We start from the raw sequence: 17,862 nt of genomic DNA on the forward strand, positions 1-17,862 counted from the left end.
CGATCCAGAGAACGGACCTAGCGTTGCTATCTTCGCTTGCATAGCTAGTACCGCTAGCGTTGCTGGTACAGCCTACGTTGCTAGGTGCGCTGGTGCTGCATCGTGTGCGTGCGTAGCAAGTGCCACTAAGTTAGGCACAGTAGTCACACAAGCTAACGCGGACCGCCTCGCTAGCATCGCATCCGTAGCAGTGCTAGCATCCGTAGCAGTAGTAGCGATCAGTTCGCATTTGATTTTCCAGAGCGAGAAAGGAACGGTCGGTTCATGCAGCCCAAGAAGATAGCTGTAGCCAATCAGAAGGGGGGCGTGGGGAAGACGGCCACCGTGCTGGGCCTTGCCTCGGCGCTAAGCTCCCAGGGCTCCAACGTGCTCGTGGTTGATATGGACCCCCAGGGCAACGCCACGACAGGCCTTGGTGTTGCGAGCGACGACATCCCCACTGCGTATGACCTCATGACCCAATCGACGCCCGGCACCGCTGCAACTGCTGTAATTGCAACGCCGTGGGAGCATGTTGATCTCATCCCGGCAAGTGTGTTCCTCGCCAACATCGAGGCTGACGGCAGCAACGACCTCATCTTCCGGCTGGACATAGCGTTCGAAGGGCTCGACCTCTCTGATTACTCACTGGTCCTGTTTGACTGTCCGCCGAGCCTGGGAAAGCTGCTGTTCGCAGTGCTCTGTGCGGCTGACGGAGTGATCGCGGTGACTGAGCCCACCATCGACAGCGTCGGGGGCGTCGCCAATCTGCACGACACGATCCGAAGCGTCGTCCGGCGCCCGAACCCACGATTGAACTTCGAGAAGATCGTCATCAGTCGCCGCCGCAAAACGGGCGAGCACCAGTTCCGAGAGACCGAGCTCCGCGCAGCCTATGGAGATCTCGTAGCACGAACCGTCATCCCGGAACTCGCCGCAAGACAAGATGCCCATAGCGCTCACACGCCCATACACAAGTTCCGCGGCGGCAAGGCGCTGGCGCTCCAGCTGGCCTACACCGATCTGCTCGCAGAACTTGACCTGAAGGAGAAGGTCTCATGAGTTCGGTCAACCGCGCCCCAGCGATCAGCCGGCGCCATCCGGCAGAGAATCTTCCTGAGCGGCCCCCCCGCACAGAACAAGAAGGCACTGCCGATGGTGGCCGGGCTGCTGTAGGCGCGCCAACGCCGGCAGCTGACGGCGGCATCGAGAAATTGACCGAACAGCACAACGTCCGAATCCGTCCGAGCGTCAAGGACCGTGCAGTTCGCGCCGTGGGGAAGATCCGTTACGAAACGGGCGATTCGACCGTGTCCTTACAGTCGATCACGGACGCTGCACTCGATGAGTACCTCACGAAACACGGGTGCTAGCTCAGCTAGCACAGCTACGTAAGCGGCCCTGGTGGTGAGTCAGCACCACCAGGGCCTACTCGACCACAGATTGGAGCTGTGATCAATGTTCGATGCTACCCAGGCAACCGTAGGTCACCGGAAAACTCAGCGGCCCGGAACGCACGCACTCCTCGCTGCCGGACTCAGCCTCATCGTGGCGGGCGCCGCGTTTGCGCTCAGCTTCTCGGCGCTGGCAGACCTCGCCCGCATGACTGGCGTCTTCCCCGAACCATTGCCGGGCTTGTTCCCGATCGTCATCGACGTGTTCATGATTCAGGCGAGCTACTCGCTTGTGGTCGCTGCTGCTGCTGATGACCGTGGGAGCAGAAACTATCATTGGTCCGTACTCGCCGTGACCTCGACGGTCTCAGTTGCGCTCAACTGCTACCACGCCCTGGCCGCCAGTGGTGATGTACTGCCCTCGGCCGTGTCCGCGGCGATCGCGAGCATCCCGCCCCTGGCGCTACTCGCGAGCACGCACGGCCTGATCGTCCACCTCAGCGCCCGTCGTACCGAGCAGGAGCGTGCACCGCATGCACCCAACAAGGTCACCTCTGCCGCACCAGCGATCGACATGCAGTCATCACCCTTGAGCTTCCCGGACGATGACGACAACGTCGGAAATGCCGCTGGAGCGACCGGAGCGCCGGCGGGGGAGGAGAGCACGGCGCACCAGAGTGATTCAGGACCGGTGGAGAGCGTAAGCGTGCCGCGCATGACCGACGGCGACCTGCAGCTCGCACGCACCGTGCACGTCGCCACCCGATCCACCAAACCTGTGCACGAGATTGCGATCGCGCTCGCCTATGCCCGTGACGGCCACACTGCTGCGTCGATCGAGAACGCGTTGAACAACTCGGTGCACCGTACGACGATCAGCAGATGGCTCACCGCTGCGCGCGTCTCGGGCAGCGACGTCAGTGGGCCATCAGCATCTGAAGCGCCTACACCACACGTGTTGACCTAGTTGACCTAAAGGTCGCTGCGTGTGGGGAGCGCACCCCATACACGACGTCCGCTCGTACCACGGCGCTCTATGTCTCCAAGCTCCCGATAGAACCACCAACCCGGCCCAGAGATAGCACTGTCATGCTTCATTGGCATCCCAACAACAGGGTCGCGGGGCAGGCCGGTGTTCTTCGGCATCACTGTGTAGCCGCATGATTCGAAGAATCCCTGCGCTTTGTCAGCTTCGCTGCTGAATCCGTGGAGGTAGCGGCACCCACTTTGAGCAGCGAGGTGCGCAACACGTTCTTCGAGGAGCCGGCCAATCCCTCTGCCTCGGCATTCTTCAGCCACCGCAAACTCCTGAATCGTTCGCGCCTCGCGCAGGAATCTGGTCGTCCACACTGCATCCGGCTGTGCGTGATCTGGGAGGTTCCCGAAGGCATCCAAGTAAGCCCAGGATGGAGCGACATGTGCAGCGGCTTGGAGCTTGCCGGATTCGTCCTTAACACCTACCCAAATCTCCAGGCCCCGAGGATCGCCGGCAAGAAACCACCGAGCGCGCCCGTTCTTCTTGCCCGCCTCCGGGCTGGAGACCTCACTATGGAGTCCATGAATGCAGCATTGGAACAGCCGCACTGCGGAGCGATAGTTTGAGGTGAGGTCTGTAAAGCGGTACCCGTCCGGGAGGAGCGTATTCACTGCAGTTCTCCACCGTAAAATTTGGGGACCTCGGCGCGGGCCCTGATACGCCCTGGCCGCCACTGACTGCGATCGAGTTCGAGAAGAATGTTCCACTCGACGTGGTCGTCGCAGACCAGGCCATCGTCAGTACGGGTGGCGGCGAGGTACGCGGCGGCTTGTCCTGTGCTCTCGCTGCTGCGTAGATGAATTCTCATGCGAGGGTCCTTGGCAAGCAGCTGGTCACGTCGAGCCCGTAGCAGTGTGAGGTCTGCACGGGCCTTGATGAATGCCGCCCAGCCGGTCCTGCCCCAGGAGGGACGCCACTCGCGGTCGACGTAGGCGATGACCTCGTCATCGGTGAGGTCGAGGTCCTCGACGTCGATGGTGTCGGTGCGGTCAGCGATCCAGCGGCGGGCGTCGGCCAGTGCTGCTCGGGCGTGCCCTTGGGTGTATGTGTGTGGTGTCGCCATGTGGCGCAGCTTCTTTCGTTTGGTCGGATGACACGGTGGGCTAGTCGAGGTGTTCGAGCTGGTTGGGTGGGTGCAGGGTGCGGTCGCCGTCGGGCCGTGTGACGCTGATCAGGTCGCCGAGAGTCCCGGCGATCTTGCCCCATGCGCCACGGTCGGTGTCGAGGATGCGGACGCGGTCACCGATCGCGAACTTGGGCTGATGCGGGTGCATGGGCCGATTGTCGCAGGTGGGTCCGACAGTTGGCGGGTTCAGCGGACACCGCTGGGTGCGGGGCATCGCCGGTCGGCGGCGACGGGTTGATTGTTGCCGGCGAATCTTTGTCCGACGAGTTCGCCGCGCTGGTTCTGTCGGATCAGAATTCCGGTCGCGATGGCCATTCCGGTGAGCATGCCGACGGCTGCGCACCCGATGGCTTCCAGGCGCCACATCATCGGCCCTGCTGTCCTGTGGTGGTGGTCGATACGAATGTGCGCAGGCGCAGGCGGTAGCCGCGGTCGTAACCCGATCGAGGGTCGAAGGGGATACGCGCCAGGACCGCCGCGGCGGTGGCCGCCCGGTGGAGTGGGCTGACACGGCGAATCGTGTGGTCGGCCGCGAGGTAGCCACTGATCTCGTCCGATACGGTTGTGTGTTGAGGCACGGCACGGGTCCTTTCCGTGGTGTGTCAGGTCCGCAGGTGCTCCAACACCTGCGGACCACTTCTATTCGATGCTGATCTATTCGATGCTGACGCTGGCGGCGGCGTTTCCTCCTCTGTCCTTTCTCTCCGGTCGTTTCGTGACATTTCCGGTGGCGCTGGCGTCGTTTTGTGACAGGGGCTGGGGGAGCGGTGTGCGGCGACGCCGCCGCCGGCCGAGTGCGGTCCGGCAGGCGGTCGAGCAGGTGGTGCGAGGCCGCCCGGTTGCCTTCCGAATGATCGGCCGGTCACAGACTGCGCAGTATCCGATGTCGGGTTGCTCGCCGGGAGATGGTGCGCCGGACTCGCTGGCAGGGTCCAGGTTCAGCGGCAGGGTGGCGTCTCACGCCGGCACCCGTTCGTCGTCGCCAGCGTCGCAGCAGATCGCGGTGTGGGGTGAAATGCGTTGGTGCAGAGCGATAACCGCCACATCGTAGCCTCCACGCCCGCAGTAGCCGCACTGCACCACGGGGCGATCCCACCGGTCGGTTTCGGTGAAACACCAGCCAAGACTGGCGAGGTCGTAGAGGCCGTCGGCGGCAACGCGCAGGCGGTCGGGTTCGTCGGGATAGTCTTCGCAGATCACGATGGCGGTCGAGCCCTCCCATGCGAGCTCGACGCCCGATGCGGCGTCGATCAGGGATTGCAGGGTTGCGCGCTCGACGACGGGGGTTAGCCACCCGTTCCACCGCTGCCCGAATCGCACGGCCTGCCACGACCCGGCAGCGCCGTCGACGGTGAACGCTCTCGGATTGGGCGTGGTCGTCATCATCGTGCACTCCTGTCGATGAACAGCCGCGCGGCCGCGCGTTTGGCGTTCGAGCGGGCTTCCTCAGCCGCGTCCAGGTACTTGCGCATCGTGATGAGCGCCTCGGACACCTGGGCGATGCACTCGGCCGGAGTGGTCTCGGCGCCGAGGGTGTCCACCGCGAGGTCGTCACGCTGCGCCAGCTCCCGGTAGTCCCGCTCGATCTCAATGGTCCTTCGCTGGAAGGCGAGGATGTCGTCGTAGAGTCGGTCGATCGGTTCATCAAGAGTGCTCATTGCGATCAGATCCTCACCAAGTCGAACGCGCTAGAATCGAGCCTCGCGACCTCGATCATCAGATGGATGAACAGCGGACGGTGATGCTCGCAGAGCATCTTGAATCCAAGGTCCCTTCGCTGCCAGACAACCAGCCACTCTGCGGTTCGGGTGCATTCGGCGAATACCTCGCATCCGGCGGTCAGCTCAGTGTCCACACCCTCTACCTCCGCCAGTGGCGTGGTGGCCATCGGTGACTCCTCGCGTATGGAAACCTAGCCGAGGTGGCTAGCCACCTCAATACTAGCCCGGTTTGTTGGCAGGTGGCAAGCCACCGTGCATACTGGCACTATGCCGTCGAAACACCGGTATCCGGCGATCACGCCACGCCCTGATCCCGAACTTCGGGATCGGGCGAAACAGGCTGTGGCACAGGTTGACTCGAATCTGAATCGGCATGTCATCGAGTTTCTGCGGTGGTTGGTCGGTGACACCGACGAGTTGCCGCCGCGACCCGCTCAGCCAATACCGCCGGTCGACCCTGTGTGACACCAATTCGCAGGATTCCTCGCCTGGCTCGTGAGTCGGTCAGCGGTTCAGGCGTGTTATGTGGCCCGGCCTACGCCTTCGACGCTGGCGCAACTTGTGGGCGTACCGGTCGCAGTGGCGCTCGACTTCTCGTCCGACAGCTGTCAGGCTGCGGGACCACCGGCAGGCAGGCGCCCAGCGCAGCATGATCATGACCGCGACCCAGAGAATGAAGAGCATGAAAAAGGCGGGCGTGAACAACACATTCCACAAAGAATGAGCGGCCACGATCGGCCAAAGGTGGCGATAGTGCACAAACATCCACATCGCCCCACCTGCCCAGACCAGGCACCACACCCACTGGTTCGCCGCCGAGGCCAGGTGACTGGGGATCGGTAGAATTGTGTCGCTCGTGAGTTCGCCCCGCCCGTAATACAAGTGGGGAATCGCGCGTAAGGCAGTCGAGGCAACGATCCCACCGCACAGCCATAGGCGCGACGGGTTCTTTCCGGACGCCGGAATGATCAGGAGCAGCGCGGTCAAACCAGTGAACCCAAGCTCCTCGTACGGACCAGCCATGAGTCTCCGCACCCAATCAGACCAGTCGGCGTCGTCATGGAACGGCCCCACCCCCATCGGGAGCACCTGCGTCTCGACCAGAAGCCACCGAGCCACGACGAGGGCGACGAACTCAAATATCAGCCATAACACCAGGATTCGCGGCCACACGGGCCAGAATCGAGCGTGCTGGGATCGATACGGCCCACGCGGGTCACGGATGCTTCCGGTGATGACCACCCACACCCCGCACATCGCAGTGATCGCAGCGGCCTGCTCAGTGATCGTATGCAAATTGCTTAACCACGGAGATGGACGTTCGGTCAGGCTTGAGATGCCGGCAACGCCGTACAGATTGCTCATCACGACCCGGCCGTAGGCGCCACACATCACCGCCAACCACAACGAGATCCGTGCCGACGTCGCGTCCCGCACCGCCGAGCGGGTGGCCATCAGGAGCGTCAGCGTCACCGTCGCCACCCATCCACCCGTCACCACCGCGAGCACAGCCCACCCCGGACCAGTAGCCGCCGGAGCTATGCGCCAGAACGTGCACGCGATTCCGGCCGCCGCCCCCACTGCCGTCGCGAGGACCGCCAGACGATTCCCGATCACCATGCGCGGCACCCTACATCGCCCGTTTTCCTAGGTCCCGGTCTCCGATGCGAGGTACGGGCCGGCGCTTGGCCGTCGAATGGTTGTTCGACTATGCTGTCGGTGTGGATGGTGGAGCAGATGCACACTGCTCGTCCGGGAGCGCGGGAAGGGCGCTCCCGGACCATCCCGTCACGATCTTTCCGGCGCGCTGGCGCTGGACCTCTGCCGGCTACAGTCTGCGCTCTCCGGCTCGGTGTGCTCATGGTCATCGGCTCGGCGCGCGACAGGTGCTCGTCGGCTGGAACAACTCGGTACCCCACCCGTGTCTGACGTGGACGTGCCGGGAATGCGGGCACATCACCTGGGCGCAGGACCCGTACCGCTCACCGCGGCACGGGCTCGACTTACCCGTGGAAGAAGAGGGGAGAGGTTGACCGAGAACATCGACCCCGCCGTCAGCCCGCCGAGCAATCGAGTGGCTCCCAAGCGGCTACGGGTGCCCCTGGCCGCCCTGGCCCTGATCGTGCGACCTCCCGGTCGCCCTGCCGCCATCCGGGCGTTCACCGCCGCCGAAGCCACCGAGGCGCGGGCCTACGCCGAAGCCACCGGTGCGACCGTCGAGCAGCTCGAGCATCGCACCGGACGCGACGTCACCGGCTGACGTAAACCGACATTATCGGCGCCGGCTGGGCGGGTGGCCGGTGCCGATCGCAGCGCGGCGTACGTGGGCGTGTCGTAGGTGGGTGGGGTAGAGGCGGCACCTTGGCGGTTCGGGCCAGTAATCTCGCGGTGCGTGGGCAGCTCGTCAGCGGCGTGATGAACTCACCACGCAGCAGCAGTGTCCCCGAGATCTCGAAGTCAACCCGCCCGGCCGGTAGCTACTCTCGGCTCGCTGCAGGTGCAGGTCGGCCTGTGCGTTCTCGTTCGCGCGAAACGATGGGCCGCGGGATAGTTCTGAGATGGGTATGGCGAAGCGCATGATGGTGCAGGCCGAGGAGCAGGGCTGGTCCTATTCCGATGCTGTTGTCTGTTCGCAGTGCCTCGACGAACCGATCCTTAAACAAGCGGTCCGTCACGCCGCGGCCTCCTCGCTCGGGCCGTGCACATTCTGCGGTCGGGTACGAGACGCCGCGCCGCTCGATGTCGTTCTCGAGCTGGCCGTCGATGGTCTGAGGACGGAGTACACCGACCCGATCAACGTCGCGTACTACGACTCCAGCGAGGGCGGGTATCAGACCGTGACGCAGGGCACTGAGGAACTGCTCTACGAGAACGACGTCAGCAGCGATCACGCCCTCATTGAGGCGATCGCGCGGAGTATCCACCCCACCGAGTGGTGCGACCGCGATCTGGCCGTGCCCCCGGTGGGCATGGGCCTCGCATGGAGCTGGGACCGGTTTCGTGAGGAGGTCCGCACGCGGCGCCGCTACACGTTCCTGCTGCCCGATCCTTCCGAGGAAGACGAGCCGGGGATGCATCTGGTGCACGAGGTTCCCGCCGCCGTCACCACAGCCGTCCAACTCGCCGATTTGGTCATCGACCTGCCCGCCGGCGACACCTGGTGGCGCGCGAGGGTCGGCAACCCGGGGGAGACGTTCGCCACCGCCTCCGACATCGGCCCACCGCCGTCGGAGTACGCGCGCAGCAATCGAATGACGGCGACGGGGATCAGTGCGTTCTATGGCACCTCAACCCGTGGCGGTGCCGTCGGGGAGGTGAGCAAGTACGCCGACCCCGGAAGCGGGCTCAGCGTCGGCGAGTTCGCTCTCCACCGTGGACTGCGGGTACTCGATCTGCGTACCCCGCCGCCCGTTCCGTCCCTGTTCAACGCAGCCGACAGGGACCGGAGACCGGCAACTGTGTTTCTGCGGGAGTTCCTCAAGTCCATCGGTGAACCCACCCGCCCGGGTGGCTCCGATGAGGTCACCTACGTCCCGACCCAGATCATCACCGAGTTCCTGCGCTACAGCCTCCCGGATGGTCCTGTCGACGGCATCCTGTGGCGGTCAACAGCAGTCGATGATGTCGACTGCTGTGTGCTGTTCGTGACCTCAGAGGAGTGTGCGGACCGCGGGAGCGAGACACCGGACACCCGGCTCGTACTCGACCACCGGACGATCACCCACCAAACAGTCTGACGACCGAATCGCGCGCGGAGACCCAACGAACGTCGGCTCCGCCAAGGGCTGGACGAGTCTCCGCTGTGCTGCTGCCCTCCCTTGACCTATGGTCGGTTGCCGACGAAGGGCCGGACCATGCGGCCACCGTGTCATCGTTCGGCGGCCGTTTGTTGCCGACCGGCATGAGGAGGCGAACTAGGAACACATGCATGCCGTGGTTGGGCCAGGATCGGGTTCTTCCTACTAGGGGGAACGTAACCGCGATGCTCTAGTCTGTGGCTATGCGTGATGACGACGAAGAGCTGGAGATCTAGTGCCCTTCAAGCGACCTGTGGCGAGGCGGGAACTACCGGATCGGCAGAGCATTCTTCTCCTCGATCCATCTGTGCATGGTTTGCGCGATGGTGGAGCGGTCAGGTCCGTTCAAGGCCGCGATTGAAGTCCGTAGATCCTGAGTTGTGATGAATCCCCGGGCATGCATCTCGTTGACGGCTGTGGTAGCAGCAATGAGTGCATAAGTGGTTCGCGTATCTCTTACCGCCTTGTCGGTCTGGGGCGTCTCACCGTCGGTCGTCGGATAGTCGATATCCACGCGGATAATTCTGCGTTGTCCAGAGGCTGCGACACGCTCGTCTATTTGGTCGCGGGCTCGCTTCAACGGCTCAACGTGAGGTGTGCCAGCAAACTTGGCATCGATAAGGTTATCCGTCTCGCGCAGCCAGACGCATGTCAGCGTTCCCGGCCACTCATTAGGTCGGGGAAAAAGGTACCCCTCGTTTGATTCTTCAGGAAGACCGAAATGCCCCCAGACGTAACGAATTTGCGCGTTCCGCAGCAAACCTTCATGCATCCTTCGGCGTAGGGCTCGGTGGTTCGCAATGGAGTCCTCCGTCTTAACCGCGTAGCCATACGTTTCGGTGACCAGGGCGCGCGTGGTTTGTAGGCCATAGTTCAAGATCCGAGCGATGAACCCGGCAACATCCATGACCCACGACGCCTGCGTCAGGGCCACCACCGCGACTGAGCCTTGATGCAGGTAGGGCGTGTTGACGCCAGGGGGAAAGAACGCGGTCAAGCGTGGGATGGAGTAAGACACCACAGAATGTCGCTCGCAGTCCAGTAGGGCTGACCATCGGGGACTGGTGGATGACACAACGGCGTGAGCGTTGTCCAGAGCAGCTGCAACTTTCGTAAAGGCCCGAAGGTCTTCGACCTCCAGATCGACGCCGTCGGTCCGCACGAAGTCAATTCGGTCTGCGACGTGCATGCCGTAGCCCGGCGGTCCTTCCACTGCTGGCCAAACGCTTGCTGCGAGCACTTCGGTTCGCGTCGCCTCCGCAATGACACTTCCGACGCGAGAATTCCGTCGATCAGAGAACTCGATGTCGAGCCTGCGCAAGCGCTGCTCCAACTGATCCACCTGACTCCTCACCTGGACCAGTCTTGCGACTTCTTCCGACTCGTTCGGGACGGCACCGATGACCTGAGCAAAATACGCGGGGTCGCGACCGAGCGCGATCCCCAGAGCCGGAAGCTGTGCGAAGCGAGGGTTCCCGCGTCCGTAGGTCATGTTTCGCAAGCGTTGGCCGTCTATCAAGTCTGCCTCAGTCCGGGCGGATTCATTCACGCGGTCGGCGATGTCTTCCCAAGATAGATCTGGTGGCTTGGCCTGCGTAAGTGCTCTTGCAAACGCGTTCCATCCGTAGTCTCGCAAGGTCCGCTCGTTCCTGGCGTCTCGCGGGACGCCTCAGGGTTTTCGTCATCTCTCCACCGTGGAGTGCTGTGACGCGCCACGTGTGTAATCCTCGCACAGGATGTGAGTTAAGCGGCGTTCGTTCTGCAGGCAGCTGGCTCTACCGTCACAGATGGACACAATCCACGGGACGGAGCTACGGACGTGCACATCACTCATGTGAGCCAGTACCTTCAGGAACTGACCGAAAACCCATGGTTCGGACCAGCGGCGATCGACTACTCGCTGCACCAGCTTGAAGAGGCGGGCCTGCGTCCTCCCGTAGCAGGGCTCGTCAGGGACAGCCGGGACAATCCGGCGAAGTTTTACGGCACCGACGGTCATCCGTACGTGAAGTTCACCGCTGGTCCCCACGCTACGAGTATCCGATCGGTCGCAGCGGATACAGCGCGGGACGCAGTGCTTCTCGTCGCAATGGGTTCATACGCGCCGATGCATCGTGGCCACATTGCGATGATGGAGGCCGCAGAGAAGGCTCTTCTCGGCGAGGGATACACACCTCTCGCCGCTGTGTTCTCTCTGCACTCGGAGGAACACGTAGAAGCCAAAATCAGGCCGCTCCATCCCGATGCCCCCATCCGCACGGAGACGCGCTTCGCGACGGCATGCGAGGTATGTCCCCCTATCCTCCAGGGCGGCACGCCTACATTCATCGACCGTTGGGATGCGTCCATGCCCGGCGGCCCGCGGAGCTTCACCGACGTCATGCTTCGGCTGTCGAACACGTTGGAAGCGGCGGAGATCAGGAATGTCACACCTGTTGCGGTATTCGGCTCCGACAACGCCGTCTCGATGCGGGCCTTCTCGCGATATGGGCACGCTGTCTGCGTAATCCGACCGAAGCATGAGATGGACGTTGAACCCTACGTTGCAGAGACACCGATGCGCGGCGCGATCCGGGGGCGGCGAGTACTCGTGGTCGCTCGAGCAGACACCACCGATATCTCGTCGACGAACATCCGCAACGAGATGGTCTACCGGTGATCGCAACCTTCACAGAAGTACGTGAACGACTGAACCTGCCCCGCGATGTTCGTGAGCTTGCGCGGCAGTCAAGCCACATCGTGCTCGGCTCCGATTCGACGAGGCTGGTGTACCGCGTTGCTTCAGACGACGCCAGCACGCCCTGTATGACCCAGATTGGGGTGCTTCAGTCTCACTATTTGGCCGCGCGAATGAGTGCTGGTGGGCTTAACGTGGTGGCGCCGACTTCGCATCATCCCTTACGCCCTAACGGTTATATCGTGTCAATCTATCCGATGATGGAGCCGATGACCGGTCGTGGATGGATGGACTCTGATCCATTTATTCTTGGCGCAGAAATGGCAAAATGGGCGGACTTCGACACTGTTGGCATGCGACGATTGAACGTTCCTGAGTACGTCCGCGAACGTATCCAAACGGCTTATGCGACAACTGGCACGCCAACCCTTCTGGATGCGGCAAGGCTATGCGATGAAGAACTCGCGCGCCTGCAAGTTTCGTACCCGTGGACGGAGCTGGAACAAAACACCGGCTGTGTCCACGGTGACCCTCACCTCGGCAACCTCGTCAGACGTGTAGCAGGAGAGAGGCCCCTATTCATCGACCTCGATTACGTGGCCGCTGGGCCCGCCTTATTCGACCTCGCCATAATCTCGATGTACCAAACTCGATACAATAGCGAGTTTCCGTTTGCGGAAATAGCTTCCGGGTACGCAAGCGTGGCCCCGAACATTGATATGGATGAGCTCTTCGGACTCCGGATGTGGAAGGAACTCTCCTCGCAAACGCAGCTGCTGACTCGCTGGAGTCTAGAAGGGATTCGTGGTGAATTCTATTCTCGTGCCACAAATGGATTGGGCGCGAACTGGGTCAATGTAATCGGAACGCCCGTAAATTCAGGGTAACTGCTCAGCGATTCAGAGTAACTGCTCAGCGCCAGTCGTCGGTAGGAAGTAGCACGAGGCCATCAAGTCTGAGCCTCGCGACCTCGGCCTCCCAAAGTAGGTGTCATTGTCATCCGACAGCTACTGACGGATGACAGAGGACATGACACAAGTGACACCTACTTGAGACTGAAATCCGCGGCATACTCGGCGGCCCTTTCGTGCGTCGAGATCTTCTACGAGTCTCACGAGCAACAGCTCACGCGCCGTCGCCAGATCAGCCGGCGGCGCGTCGGGTGCTCACGGTGCGGATTGCATCGATGACCGTGGCCAGTGATCGAAAACTGGTCTCGGGTAGGCGCTCGCGTTCGCCCGCTTTGCTCAAGATGTCATTGGCCATGCGGGCGTCCTCGGCCGCCCGTTCGGCCTGCCGGGCCACGTGATTCAATCGCCATGCCGCGTTGGGCATTCGCTCTAACTCGGCCGCGGTGGCCGCGCGTGAGCGCACCGCGTGTTGCCGCCAGTCGGTGCGCATGCTTGTGTAGCCATCTCGGCAGCACGACGGGTCGGTGCACACGAGTGACCCTCGCAGGTGGCCGTTGTTCATCAGAATATCGGCGACCCGGGCGGGCACGCTGCGCCCGAACTCTGCGAGGTAGATGCGTTTGGATGAACGCGGTCCGCCGTTGTCGTCCTCGTCGGTCGGTTGTCGAGGCCGGCGTGAGCGCGCATGAGCCGCGAGGTCGCACCTCTCGTCGATGCCCATTCCGGTTTGGTAGCCTACGGCGCCTGCGGCTAGGGCAGCCATACCGTATTGCCCTTGGCGCCACGCCACCGTGTCGGCCACCGCGGACACGTGTCGGATTGTGGCCAGGTAGGTACCGATACGATCTTCGGTGTCGCCCTGCGCATTTCGACTAGCTGATAACGCCATCGGCACGTATCGCACGTGCATATCGTCGATACTGCGCAGGAAACGGTCGATACCCTTGCTCCAGGATGCCTGGTTACCGAACTTCTGCAGCGCTCCGGCTAGCAGCGGCGCCACTGGTAGGTCGATACCTTCGGCCAGCAGATACTGCCTGGTCCGCTGATTCGCCCGCAATACCACGTCAAACCATGGATCGTCGGGACTCGTGAGGTGAAAATACGGTGGCATCAGCACTGACGCACCGTGCTCGATTTGGAACGTTACTGAACTACTGACCAGTTCGTCGATCATGGTGGAGTCGGCGAAGTCGCGTGGTGAGCGTTGCTGCGCATCCCCGTAGGGGAGGCCGGCCCAACTGTTATCGGGCGCCTGTTCGTACTGCAACAGGTGGGTGAGCGGGTCGATGAGCAAGGGGACACCCGCCGCTTCAGCGGCTTCACGAAACGCGGGTTGCGCAGCCGCTGTGGGTGCATCGACAACGATGGCACGCATGGGTACGTTTCGGCCGCCGAAAGGTAGTCCCGCCGTGGCGGGTGCGAGCAGTTCCTCGATCACCCTATTGTCGCTGTGACCTGCTCTAACAAAGAGGGCCATTGGTTAGTCCTTCCGCGCCCGCTGCTGTTGTACCCGCAACTGTACACGAAGTACAATCGGAAGTACGTCATGAAACTTAGTGAGAAACATCGGGAGTGGAACTTTGAGTGCTATCGCAGGAAGGTCGGGGAACAGCCTTGTGTACGCGCGGGTCGTCGCCGATGCGCGCCGCGGGCTGACTGTTGGTGAAATCGGCGGCGTCACCCACGTGTCGGAAAGGTCGGTCCACAACTGGGCGTCAGGGAAGAGTCGACCTGAAGGCGAGCAGCGCGACAGACTCCTCGAACTCAAGTACATCGTCGAAGGTCTGTCGGAGGTGTATGAGGATGAGGGAATCGAAATCTGGTTGCATGCGCGGCAACGCAGCCTTGGCGGAAAGTCGCCGTTAGAGCTACTCCGCAACGGCCAGTTTGACGACGTGCTCGAAGCGGTTGATCGGCTGGCGGGCGGACCCAGACGGTGAGCGAACGACAACGCACGCCGGCTGAGCGAGTCGCCAGCGTGGGAGGTGTATCTATCTCAGGCGTGTTCCTGCGACATGCGGCACCGAATCGCGACGCCTTCGCCGGTGGACGAGGCGGACGGTGGGGAGACACGTTCCCTGTCATCTACCTCGGTCGTCCACTCAACAGCTGCATCGAGGAGGCTTACCGGCATCTCGTCGACGAGGCCGGGATTCCAGCCCATCTGGTCAGGGCCCGCACCCTCTACAGCGTCCGGGTGGACGTAACCAACGTCCTGGATCTCCGGGGCGATGCTGCGGTCGATGCAGTCGACCTGTCCCAGACTGACCTGGAATCCGCGGTCGGGGATTACGAGCGATGTCAACGAGTCGCCGCGGCGGCCCACCAACTCGAATACCACGGGATCATCGCCCCGGCGGCGACAGGGCAAGGCGAAACCCTTGCCCTGTTTCGACAACGGCTTTCAGCCACTGAGATGCCGACGGTCATCGACCGCGAGGCGTGGACCACTCTGCCACCCCGGCCAGGCACGTCAGGGCCCGCTTTACGGATAGTTCGGAGCTAGGGCCAATACCTAGTCGGTGACCTGCGAGTATGGCCAGGTGCCGATTGATCTGCCTGACAGTTGATCTGAGACAAACGGCTGGGACGGCCGTTGAACCGATCGACTGACGACTGTCACCCGCCGACAGCAGGTGTCGGATGACAGGGTAATTGATAGCGGTGACAGGCATCTGGGAGTCGGTGACCTGCGGCGATAGTCAGGTGCCGATCAACGGTCGTGACAAGTGATCTGAGACAAGATAACTGGCGCGGCCGATGAGCCGATCGACTGACAACGAATGTGGGAGGACACGCGGAATCGTGCCAGGTCAGGGACCCCGGACTCCCAAGTAAGTGTCATCAAGTCCCAAAAGGGTGTCAAAGTCTCAGTTACGTTGTCACCCGACAGCAGGGGCAGCGTGTCCACCTGCATCTGTTGCAATATTACAGGTTTTAGTTGACATAAGATATATTAACGGCGATTAGGTTGTGTAGCAACATATTTCGTCACCAGTGACGAAAGTGTACGTGAATCACGAGGCTAACGCCCAGGCATAGTGTCTACTTCTGGACGCTGGGCAAGCGGACATATTCGGCTGGCACGGCCTGATTTCCGTCGATGCTGAACACTCGTTCGTCGCCCATGCCCTCGACGCTACGACGGCCGAGTATCGAACGACAGGAGTCTGCCGCCAGCCGGTTAGGTCCCAACGCGAAACGCCGCTGCGCGTGTTGGTGATCTCGGGGCCCGCCCGGTGGGTGCCGCTGGCAGGTCCCCGATAACCGGTCCAGGCAGTTCTAGAGCCAGTTCCTTGTTGTGATCGTCAGTCGATCTCGCAGCCCACGGGGTGATGTTGGTGGGTGCATCCGGCAGCGTACTCGGCCGGCGTTTGGTAGCCCAGCGCCGAGTGCCGGTGTCGGTGGTTGTGGTCGTCTTTGAAGTCGTCGATGACCACGCGGGCCTCGATCAGTGTGGGCCAGCAGTTGCGGTTCAAACACTCATCGCGCAACCGGTTGTTGAACGACTCGATGAACCCGTTGTTCCACGGTGTGCCGGGCGGAATGTAGGAGATCCCCACCGACCCTGCACAGAACGCCTGCAGGGCTTCTGAGATGAACTCAGGGCCGTTGTCCATGCGCAGCACCATCGGCGGGCCACCCCAGATCGCGAACGTCTTCTCCAACTCCTCGATCAACCGCTCAGCCGGAATCGAGCGGTCCACGATGTTCAGCAGCGACATCCGGGTGTGTTCGTCAACCATGGACGCGATCTTGATCTTCTTCCCATCCACGGTGGAATCGAACTGAAAGTCCAATGCCCATACCACTTTCGGTGCGTCCGCGACAACGACCGGGACCGATGACTGGCCGGCGCGTTTGCGGCGCGGAGCGCGCCGCACTTGCAGGCCCTCTTCTTTCCACAACCGGTGCACTTTCTTCTTGTTGATCTCGATGCCGTCGTCGAAGCGCAGGTGTGCCCACGCGCGCCGGAACCCGTGCCGGGGGTTCTTGCGGGCATACGTGCGTAGCTGCTCGCGCAGTGCGGCGTCGGGGTCGGCCGGGGTGTGCGCTTGCGGCAGCCGTCGATAGGCGGAACGGGAAAGCCCAACTACCTTGCACGCCATGCGTTCTGACATGCTCTTGACGTCCTTGAGCATGTCGATGGCGGCGCGTTTGGCGGTCGGGCTCAGAATTTTCCCTTGGCGATCTCCCGCAGCGCGTCTTTCTCGAGCTCGGCATCGGCGAGCAGCCGCTTGAGTCGGCTGTTCTGCTCGCGCAGCTCTTTGAGTTCCTTGGCGGCGTCGCCGTCCATACCGCCGTACTGGCGGCGCCAGTTGTACAACGTGGCCGCCGACACCTCAAGATCGGCAGCGATTTCCTCGCCGGTCTTGCCTTCCGCGGCCAACTCATCGGCCCGGCGCAATTTGCGCACGATGTCCTCCGCCGAATGACGCTTCCGTCCTGCCATGTTCTTCATCGTCCCTTCTCCGCCCTCATCAGGGCAATCAGGACTCTAAAACAACCCGGACCGGCTCACGGGGGACACGCCACCGCGACTATCCGCGGCGCCCACCGGTCAGGTTCAGTTCGACGAACTCTCCTGGTCCTCGCGCACCAGCTTCACGATCTCTGGTAGCACCTCGAACCCGAGAGCTCGTTGGAATCCCTTCATGTCAGGGTCGTACACCGCCCACACCGGATACTCGGGGCTCGTCAGACCATGCTCGTCTTCGAGCCAGTCCGCGGCCACCACGAACGGTGCGGTCCAGTTGTTGAGTCGCCGTGAGTCGTCGTAATCACCCAGCCGATACACCGACGCTCTTGACACGAATCCACCTTGCTTGATCGCCAGATCGAATGCCGCGAGCTGCACATCTTTGCCCCGTTCCTCGAGGTGTTCACGCAGCAGTGTCACGTGGGCGAGGGTCCACCCGGTCGACACCGCGTCTCGCCACGAGCCGTCATCGACCTCGCGTTCGTCGATCTCGGCTTCCCGCAGCGACGCCACAAACCTCAGAATGTCGGCGACTTGCTCAGGGGTCAGATCGCCCACGTCAAGCGTTAGACTGTCAGACATCGAGATATTTCCTCTCGGTTGAGGCCCCTCCAGGAGCGCACAGCTTGCCGGCGCGTTGCTCCAGGAGGGGCTATCTTTGCCACCCGGTTGGGCGTCTACCTCAGATTACACGATGTTAACCATTCGTTCAGACCCTCTAATGCACGGGTAGATCTT

22 protein-coding genes are annotated in these 17,862 nt (G+C 62.3%); 9 read left to right on the forward strand and 13 right to left on the reverse strand.

Going from position 1 to position 17,862, the window contains the following annotated elements; translation table 11 throughout:
- The first annotated feature begins 264 nt into the window (after positions 1-264).
- The 3 genes from GBRO_RS24200 to GBRO_RS24925 all read left to right on the forward strand — a co-directional run bounded on the left by GBRO_RS24200 (position 265) and on the right by GBRO_RS24925 (position 2,340).
- On the forward strand, positions 265-1,041 hold the full coding sequence (locus tag GBRO_RS24200; protein WP_012836467.1) for a ParA family protein: 777 nt from the start codon (positions 265-267) through the stop codon (positions 1,039-1,041).
- A complete protein-coding gene (locus tag GBRO_RS24205) occupies positions 1,038-1,352 on the forward strand; it encodes a hypothetical protein (protein ID WP_012836468.1) in 315 nt (104 codons plus the stop codon). The genes GBRO_RS24200 and GBRO_RS24205 overlap by 4 nt, the downstream gene beginning before the upstream one ends.
- Before the next feature lie 85 nt (positions 1,353-1,437).
- A complete protein-coding gene (locus tag GBRO_RS24925) occupies positions 1,438-2,340 on the forward strand; it encodes a DUF2637 domain-containing protein (RefSeq protein WP_012836469.1) in 903 nt (300 codons plus the stop codon).
- Between the two features lie 5 nt (positions 2,341-2,345).
- On the opposite strand, the gene GBRO_RS27855 is transcribed toward GBRO_RS24925, so the two are convergent.
- From GBRO_RS27855 to GBRO_RS24250, 9 genes are all read right to left on the reverse strand, one after another.
- Positions 2,346-3,116: a GNAT family N-acetyltransferase gene (locus tag GBRO_RS27855; protein ID WP_407636627.1), complete on the reverse strand. Its 771-nt coding sequence runs from the start codon at positions 3,114-3,116 to the stop codon at positions 2,346-2,348.
- Entirely contained in the window at positions 3,017-3,472 is a 456-nt protein-coding gene (locus tag GBRO_RS26575) for a hypothetical protein (protein WP_012836471.1), read from the reverse strand. Before GBRO_RS26575 ends, GBRO_RS27855 begins: the two co-directional genes overlap by 100 nt.
- Positions 3,473-3,512: 40 nt before the next feature.
- Complete coding sequence (locus GBRO_RS26495; RefSeq protein WP_012836472.1) at positions 3,513-3,683, reverse strand: hypothetical protein; 171 nt, start codon at positions 3,681-3,683, stop codon at positions 3,513-3,515.
- 38 nt (positions 3,684-3,721) lie between these two features.
- On the reverse strand, positions 3,722-3,904 hold the full coding sequence (locus GBRO_RS24220; RefSeq protein ID WP_012836473.1) for a hypothetical protein: 183 nt from the start codon (positions 3,902-3,904) through the stop codon (positions 3,722-3,724).
- On the reverse strand, positions 3,901-4,113 hold the full coding sequence (locus tag GBRO_RS24225; protein ID WP_012836474.1) for a hypothetical protein: 213 nt from the start codon (positions 4,111-4,113) through the stop codon (positions 3,901-3,903). The genes GBRO_RS24220 and GBRO_RS24225 overlap by 4 nt, the downstream gene beginning before the upstream one ends.
- A gap of 379 nt (positions 4,114-4,492) precedes the next feature.
- Positions 4,493-4,921 carry a hypothetical protein gene (locus GBRO_RS24230; RefSeq protein ID WP_012836475.1) on the reverse strand — a complete coding sequence of 143 codons (429 nt, stop codon included), beginning with the start codon at positions 4,919-4,921 and terminating at the stop codon, positions 4,493-4,495.
- Entirely contained in the window at positions 4,918-5,193 is a 276-nt protein-coding gene (locus tag GBRO_RS24235; protein ID WP_012836476.1) for a hypothetical protein, read from the reverse strand. Before GBRO_RS24235 ends, GBRO_RS24230 begins: the two co-directional genes overlap by 4 nt.
- Before the next feature lie 5 nt (positions 5,194-5,198).
- A complete protein-coding gene (locus tag GBRO_RS24240; protein ID WP_012836477.1) occupies positions 5,199-5,423 on the reverse strand; it encodes a hypothetical protein in 225 nt (74 codons plus the stop codon).
- 337 nt (positions 5,424-5,760) lie between these two features.
- Positions 5,761-6,876, reverse strand: a complete 1,116-nt coding sequence (locus GBRO_RS24250) for a CPBP family glutamic-type intramembrane protease (protein WP_012836478.1) — start codon at positions 6,874-6,876, stop codon at positions 5,761-5,763.
- Between the two features lie 409 nt (positions 6,877-7,285).
- On the opposite strand from GBRO_RS24250, the gene GBRO_RS24255 reads away from it, so the two are divergent.
- Both GBRO_RS24255 and GBRO_RS24260 read left to right on the forward strand, forming a co-directional pair.
- Positions 7,286-7,516 (forward strand): hypothetical protein, encoded by a 231-nt coding sequence (locus GBRO_RS24255; protein WP_012836479.1) that lies wholly within the window; start codon positions 7,286-7,288, stop codon positions 7,514-7,516.
- 298 nt (positions 7,517-7,814) lie between these two features.
- Positions 7,815-8,993 carry a HEPN-associated N-terminal domain-containing protein gene (locus GBRO_RS24260; RefSeq protein ID WP_012836480.1) on the forward strand — a complete coding sequence of 393 codons (1,179 nt, stop codon included), beginning with the start codon at positions 7,815-7,817 and terminating at the stop codon, positions 8,991-8,993.
- Between the two features lie 328 nt (positions 8,994-9,321).
- On the opposite strand, the gene GBRO_RS24265 is transcribed toward GBRO_RS24260, so the two are convergent.
- Positions 9,322-10,545, reverse strand: a complete 1,224-nt coding sequence (locus GBRO_RS24265; protein ID WP_041920849.1) for a hypothetical protein — start codon at positions 10,543-10,545, stop codon at positions 9,322-9,324.
- A gap of 327 nt (positions 10,546-10,872) precedes the next feature.
- On the opposite strand from GBRO_RS24265, the gene GBRO_RS24270 reads away from it, so the two are divergent.
- Together GBRO_RS24270 and GBRO_RS25650 are read left to right on the forward strand one after the other, a co-directional pair.
- The gene (locus tag GBRO_RS24270; protein WP_012836482.1) at positions 10,873-11,712 is read left to right on the forward strand and encodes a nucleotidyl transferase family protein; all 840 of its coding nucleotides are present in this window, start codon (positions 10,873-10,875) and stop codon (positions 11,710-11,712) included.
- Positions 11,709-12,617 (forward strand): phosphotransferase, encoded by a 909-nt coding sequence (locus GBRO_RS25650; protein ID WP_012836483.1) that lies wholly within the window; start codon positions 11,709-11,711, stop codon positions 12,615-12,617. The genes GBRO_RS24270 and GBRO_RS25650 overlap by 4 nt, the downstream gene beginning before the upstream one ends.
- Positions 12,618-12,873: 256 nt before the next feature.
- Here GBRO_RS25650 and GBRO_RS24275 read toward each other — a convergent pair whose 3' ends face one another.
- Positions 12,874-14,082, reverse strand: coding sequence for a hypothetical protein (locus GBRO_RS24275; RefSeq protein WP_041920850.1), 1,209 nt, complete (start codon positions 14,080-14,082; stop codon positions 12,874-12,876).
- A gap of 178 nt (positions 14,083-14,260) precedes the next feature.
- Here GBRO_RS24275 and GBRO_RS24280 point away from each other — a divergent pair, with 178 nt between their 5' ends.
- Positions 14,261-14,584 carry an MbcA/ParS/Xre antitoxin family protein gene (locus GBRO_RS24280; protein ID WP_012836485.1) on the forward strand — a complete coding sequence of 108 codons (324 nt, stop codon included), beginning with the start codon at positions 14,261-14,263 and terminating at the stop codon, positions 14,582-14,584.
- 62 nt (positions 14,585-14,646) lie between these two features.
- The gene (locus tag GBRO_RS27860; protein WP_227892978.1) at positions 14,647-15,150 is read left to right on the forward strand and encodes an RES family NAD+ phosphorylase; all 504 of its coding nucleotides are present in this window, start codon (positions 14,647-14,649) and stop codon (positions 15,148-15,150) included.
- A gap of 802 nt (positions 15,151-15,952) precedes the next feature.
- Here GBRO_RS27860 and GBRO_RS24290 read toward each other — a convergent pair.
- A protein-coding gene (locus GBRO_RS24290) for an IS3 family transposase (RefSeq protein ID WP_370452974.1) occupies positions 15,953-17,097 on the reverse strand; the annotation gives its coding sequence in 2 pieces (ribosomal slippage) (positions 15,953-16,830 and positions 16,830-17,097; 1,146 coding nt in all).
- Positions 17,098-17,211: 114 nt separating this feature from the next.
- On the reverse strand, positions 17,212-17,706 hold the full coding sequence (locus tag GBRO_RS24300; RefSeq protein ID WP_012836488.1) for a hypothetical protein: 495 nt from the start codon (positions 17,704-17,706) through the stop codon (positions 17,212-17,214).
- Positions 17,707-17,862 lie beyond the last annotated feature (156 nt).

The organism is Gordonia bronchialis DSM 43247 (assembly GCF_000024785.1).
Lineage (GTDB): Bacteria > Actinomycetota > Actinomycetes > Mycobacteriales > Mycobacteriaceae > Gordonia > Gordonia bronchialis.